The organism is Roseiarcus sp., from assembly GCF_052145395.1.
GTDB lineage: Bacteria > Pseudomonadota > Alphaproteobacteria > Rhizobiales > Beijerinckiaceae > Roseiarcus.
In genome coordinates, this window is record NZ_JBKQOT010000129.1 from 1 (window position 1) to 5852 (window position 5852).

Annotated in this window: 3 protein-coding genes; 2 read left to right on the plus strand and 1 reads right to left on the minus strand. The window is 65.8% G+C overall.

The annotated features are described in order from the left end of the window. Nucleotides 1-652: 652 nt before the first annotated feature. Nucleotides 653-3991 (minus strand): carboxyl transferase domain-containing protein, encoded by a 3339-nt coding sequence (locus ACLP25_RS04620; RefSeq protein ID WP_442468053.1) that lies wholly within the window; start codon nucleotides 3989-3991, stop codon nucleotides 653-655. A 157-nt stretch (nucleotides 3992-4148) separates the two neighbouring features. On the opposite strand from ACLP25_RS04620, the gene ACLP25_RS04625 reads away from it, so the two are divergent. Continuing rightward, nucleotides 4149-4649: a MarR family winged helix-turn-helix transcriptional regulator gene (locus ACLP25_RS04625; RefSeq protein ID WP_442468054.1), complete on the plus strand. Its 501-nt coding sequence runs from the start codon at nucleotides 4149-4151 to the stop codon at nucleotides 4647-4649. Between the two features lie 38 nt (nucleotides 4650-4687). Continuing rightward, nucleotides 4688-5852, plus strand: a 1165-nt coding sequence (locus ACLP25_RS04630; protein ID WP_442468055.1) for an AMP-binding protein, incomplete at its 3' end; no start/stop codon positions are given.

Below are 5852 nucleotides of genomic sequence, written 5' to 3' on the forward strand. Positions count from 1 at the left end.
CCCGGCCGCGGATGAAAGGCGCCTCTCGAACCTTCTTATATTACAGTGTGTCTGTCGCACGCGCTGACGCAAGCGCTGAAAGCGCGTCGGAGCGAACCCGCCCGGAGCGTCATGAGCGAGAGCGAACGCAGAGAAGGTGGCGAGAACGACCGCTCCTGGCGCACTCCCCCCGTTCAGCCTGTGACGGCTGCTTCCCTCCGCATTCCTTCCGTACCAGGACCGAGCCCGGCGCCGGCTGCGACGGCCGCCGATTGTCGCGCGGGCCGGCGCGCGGTTAGGTCCTGGCCTGTTGTGTCGCGGATAAGGGGCGTTATGGAACCAAAAGAGGCGTGAACAACCTCCAGGCTCTCTTTGCTGGTCTCGCCCTCTCCTAAGCGTCTGGAGGGCCGGCGCAAAGATTGGTGCTTCAGGAAGGGCCGCTTGGCGCTGACGGCGTCCATCGACTTGGCGAGGTTAGCCTCTGCATCGTGATCAGATGCGGATGAACACCAGGCTAAGATTGTTTAGGGGCATCGCGGCGATCGTCGGAACTGAGAACCCTTTGTGCCCTCCACGAACGACTGCAATTGGCGCGACTGTTGCGTTCCCTGATCGGCAGCAATCAGACGCGTCGGGCACGTTCGCCCGGGGCGTTGATCGGTCTTTCGGCGCTTCACCAGACGTCAACGCGTCGACTGGGTCCTTGTAGCGAGCCATCAGGCCTGGCGAAATTGAGCCCGTGCACAATCCAGCGGCGCGTTTCGCGCGGGTCGATCACGTCGTCAATCTCGAGAAAGGTCGCGCTGCTCAGCGCCCTGTTGTCTTCGTAGAGCTTTCCGACCATCTCGTCGAACCACGCCTTGCGCTGTGCGGGGTCCTCGATCCCGGCGAGTTCCTTGCGATAGGCGAGCTTGACCGAGCCCTCGAGGCCCATGGCGCCGAATTCCGCGCTCGGCCAAGCGACGATGAAGAACGAGGCCTGGCTGGAGCCGCCGGCCATCGCCAACGCGCCGAGGCCGTAGCCCTTTCGCAAGACCACGGTGAAATAGGGAACCCTGGCGTGCGCCGCCGCGACGAACATGCGCGACACGTGGCGCACCTGAGCGACTTTCTCGATCTCTGGGCCAACCATCATGCCGGGCGTGTCGCAGAGCGAAACGATCGGCAGGCCGAAGGCGTCGCAAAGCTGGATGAAGCGCGCCGCCTTGTCGCCGCCGTCAGCGTCGATCGCGCCGCCGACGTGACGCGAGTTGTTGGCGATGACCCCAACCGGGCGCCCCTCGATGCGGATCAGCGCGGTGATCATGCCGCGGCCAAAATCGCGTCGAAGTTCGAGCACGGAGCCCGCATCGGCCAGCGTTTCGATGATCGGGCGAACGTCGTAGGCGCGCAGCCGGTTCTCCGGGACCGCATGGCGCAGCAGGCGCTGATCGGCGACGCTCCAGTCGCTGGTCCGACCCTGGAAATACCCGAGATATTTTTTGGCGACGGCGACGCCTTCCGCCTCGTTCTCGACGAGAATGTCGATGACCCCATTGGGAGCCTGCACCGACACCGGCCCGATATCCTCGGGACGGAAGACGCCAAGGCCGCCGCCCTCGATCATCGCCGGACCGCCCATGCCGATATTCGCGCTGCAGTCGGCGATGATGACGTCGCAGCCGCCGAGCAACGCCGCATTCCCGGCAAAGCATCGCCCCGAGACCATCCCGACGAGCGGCACCTTGCCGTTGAGCCCCCCGAACCGGGTGAAGGTCGTGGTCTCGAGCCCGGCTGGCGTCGGCCATTCGTCGCCAGGCCGCCCTCCGCCGCCCTCCGCGAACAGAACGACCGGCAAGGACCATTTGTCGGCCTGGGTCAGCAGCCGATCCTTCTTCTTGTGATTGAGAAGCCCCTGGGTACCGGCGAATACGGTATAGTCGTAGGCGAGCACCGCGCAGCGCGAACGCTCTTCGCCGAACGCCAAGCCGTTGACGGCGCCGACGCCCGCGATCATGCCGTCGGCGGGGCTGATGCGCCTGAGTTCGTCGATGTTGCGCCGCTGTCGCTGGGCGGCGACCGCGAGGCCGCCGTATTCGATGAACGAATCGGGATCGCAAAGATCGGCGATGTTCTCGCGCGCGGTGCGCTGGCCGGTCTTGCGTCGGCGCGCCACGGCGTCGGGTCGGTTTTCGTCAAGCAGCGCCGCGTGGCGCCGAAGGCTCTCGGCGAGGTCGCCGCGAATCGCATCGAGATCGATCGCCGTCGCGACGGCTTCGCTCTCATCGTCCCCTTCGGCGGGCGTCAGCAACAGCAGCGGCTCACCCTCGAAGATCGTGTCGCCGACTCTGACCAAAAGCTCCTCGACGACGCCGGCGATCGGCGCGCCGACCAGGTGCTCCATTTTCATCGCCTCGATGACGACGAGCGGTTCGCCGACTCGCACCTTCTGGCCCATTACGGCGATGCAGGCGACGATCGTGCCCTGCAGCGGCGCCGGGGCCGCGACCAAGCCATGGGGCGTCGGCCCCGCATTGCGTTCGCCCGTCAATCGTTCTGGCCCAGCCGCGGCCCCCGTCCGAAAGACGCCGAGCGGATCGATCTGGCGCAGATCGCGTGCGCGGCTCGTCTTCGTCCCCTCCCCGTCCGGGCTCAGCCTGGATGTCGCAGCGAGAAGCTCGCCGATGTGGCTTTCGACAAAAGCGGTCGAAATCCGGTCGCCGGCGAAGTCGGGATGATCGGCGATTGCCCGCAGGATCGGCAGGTTCGTCTCGACGCCCTCGATGGCGAATTCGCTCAGCGCGCGCCGGGCCCTTCGAAGCGCGTCCGGAGGCCCCTCGGGCGAATACACGATCACCTTGGCGAGCAGGGAATCGTAACGGGGATTGGTGCGATAGCCTTCGTACCCGAACGTATCGACGCGCACTCCGGGGCCGCTCGGCGGCGCAAATCTGGCGAGCGCGCCGCCCGTGGGCTTAGCCGAACCGTCTGGCTTCAGCGTTTCCATGTTGACGCGGAACTGGATCGCCCCGCCGCGCGGTTTGGGCGGCGGATCGAGGCCGAGTTCATCGAGGGTTTGGCCTGCGGCGAGGCGGATCTGCGTCTTCACGAGATCGACGCCGTAGACTTCCTCGGTCACGGTGTGCGCGACCTGCAGGCGTGGGTTGGCTTCGATGAAGGCGAAGTCCGCGCCGTCTTCCGATACCAGGAACTCGAACGTGCCGAGGCCGCGATAGCGAACGCGCCTCGCCATTGCGACCGCCGCCGCGCATAAATGCTCGCGCATTGCTTCTCGCAGGCCGCGGCTCGGCGTCGTCTCGATCAGCTTCTGCCGCTGTCGCTGGATCGTGCATTCCCGTTCGCCGAGCGCGACGACCGAAACGCCGTCGCCAAGGATCTGAACTTCAATGTGGCGCACGTTGGCGAGATAGCGCTCGACATAGAGCGCGCCGTTGCCAAACGCCGATTGCGCTTCCGACTGGCAGCGCTCCCAAGCGGCCTCGAGCTCGTGGCGCGATCCGACGAGCCGCATTCCGCGGCCGCCGCCGCCCGCGACCGCCTTGATCAGGATCGCGCCGCCGTGCTGTCCCGCGAGAAACGCCGCGGCCTGTGCGAGGTTGACGGCTTGGTTCGCGCCCTCCGGGGTCGGCACGCCACAGGCGCGCGCAAGCGCCCGCGCCGCGGCCTTGTCGCCAAAGGTCTCGAGGGTCTCCGGCGAAGGCCCGATGAAGACGAGCCCCGCGACGCTTGCTGCCCGGGCGAAGACGGGATTTTCTGACAGAAAACCGTAGCCCGGATGCACGGCGTCGCAGTTCGCGCTGCGGGCCGCCTCAAGGATCGGCTCAATCGAAAGGTAGGCGGCCGCTCCAACCCCAGGCAGTTCGATCGCCTCGTCGCACCCGGTCGCGTGCGCGGAGTTTGAGTCGTCGGCGGGAAACACGGCGACGGTCGATATTTCGAGTTCGTACGCCGCACGGGCGATGCGCAGGGCGATCTCTCCGCGATTGGCGACCAGGATCTTAGCAAACGACAAGTCTATCCTTTCGGCGCCGCCGGCGCTCGAACCCGCCCGCCATGCAACCGACGCAGGGTGCGAAGTTGCTCATCAGGCTATGGACGACGCTAATTTCTGTCAATATCATGACGCAAATTGCGAGGGCGGGGAACCGACCGCCGAGGAACCGACGGTATTGACGCTGAAAACTCACGCCATTGAGGGTTCGAACGAAGGGAACCGTCCGCGCAAAGCCGCGACGTCGCGCGACGCCCTCAACAATCGGCTGTTCTTCAGACTCTTCCAGGCCGCCAACATCTACGAGACCCAGGCGATGTGGGCGTTCTCGACCTCGGCTGTTCAGGGCGCCATGCTTGGCGCGCTGTCGCGCTATCCTGAGGGAATGCCGTTGGCGGAACTCTGCGCCTATCTCGCGGTGAGCCGGCAAAACACTCATGTCGTGCTGAGGCGGTTGGAGGGCGCGGGCTTCGTCGAGCGGGTCGAGGGCGTTGGCGACCGGCGCAAGCGAACCGTGCGGCTGACGGAAGCGGGGCTCGAGGCCTGGAAAGATTTGCGGCGGCGGACGGTCGACTTCTTCCGCCTCGGTACCAGAGAACTGTCTTCGGAAGAAGTCGAGGCCTGCGCGGAGACGCTGGCGCGCATTGGACGCGCGCTCAAGGCGATGCGCGGCGGGTGACCTCCGCGCGCTGCGGAAAGGCAAAAGGGAGGAACGCGATGTCAGCGCAAGAAGGATCCCGGAGCCGCACGTTGAGGCGCGAGGACTGCGTGCTGCGCTATGTGCTGGAAAAGCGTGCGGTGGAGCACCCCGACCGTCCGTTCATCAAGCAGCCGGGCGGCGAAGTCGTCAGCTACGGCGAATTCTGCCAGCAGGTTCGACGCGCGGCGGCCGGCCTCGCCGCGCTCGGCGTCAAACAGGGCGACTTCGTCAACGCTTGGCTGCCCAACAGCGTCGACATGGTCAAGGTCTGGGCGGCGATCAATTGGCTTGGCGCCACCTACGTGCCGATCAACACCGCCTATCGCGGCAATCTGCTGGCTCATGTGATCGCCAACGGCGGCGCGGAGGTCATGATCGTTGCGGCCGAACTCGTCGGCCGTCTCGTCGACATCGACCGGAGCCGTCTGAAGACGCTGGTCGTCGCGGGCGTCGCGAGCACGCAGGATATCGCTGGCTTGCGCACGACGTCGCTGGCCGCGCTCGACGCTGAGCCCGAGACCCTGCCTGAGTTGAGCCGGCCGATCGAGCCGTGGGATACCGAGTCGATCATCTATACGTCCGGCACCACCGGCCCTTCGAAAGGGGTGCTGAGCTCCTACGCCCATCTCTATCACATGGGCGGACCGGAGGCCTTTCCCATGCTGACAGGCGACGAGTGCTATCTCATCTATCTGCCGCTCTTTCATGTCGGGGGCACCAAGCCGGTCGTCGCCATGCTCAACCGCGGCGGAGCGATCGCGATTGGCGGCGAGTTCTCCACCGAGACATTCTGGCAAGTCGTGCGCTCGACCGGCGCCACCTACACGATCTTGCTCGGCGTCATGTCGAGCTTCCTGTCGAAGCAGCCGCCGGAGCCCCGCGATCGCGACCACACGCTGAAGAAAGTGACGATGATTCCGCTGCCGGACAACTCGAAAGCGTTCGCAGAGCGCTTCGGATGCACGGTCTACACGCTGTTCAACATGACCGAGATCAGCGTGCCGATCGTGTCCGGGCCGAACCCCGATACGATCGCCACCTGCGGCCGGCGGCGCGAGGGGGTCGAATTGCGTATTGTCGACGCTAACGACTGCGAAGTGGCGCCCGGCGCGGTTGGCGAACTCATCATCCGCACCGAAGCGCCGTGGGCGCTGAATTCGGGCTACCACAAAGACCCCGAGG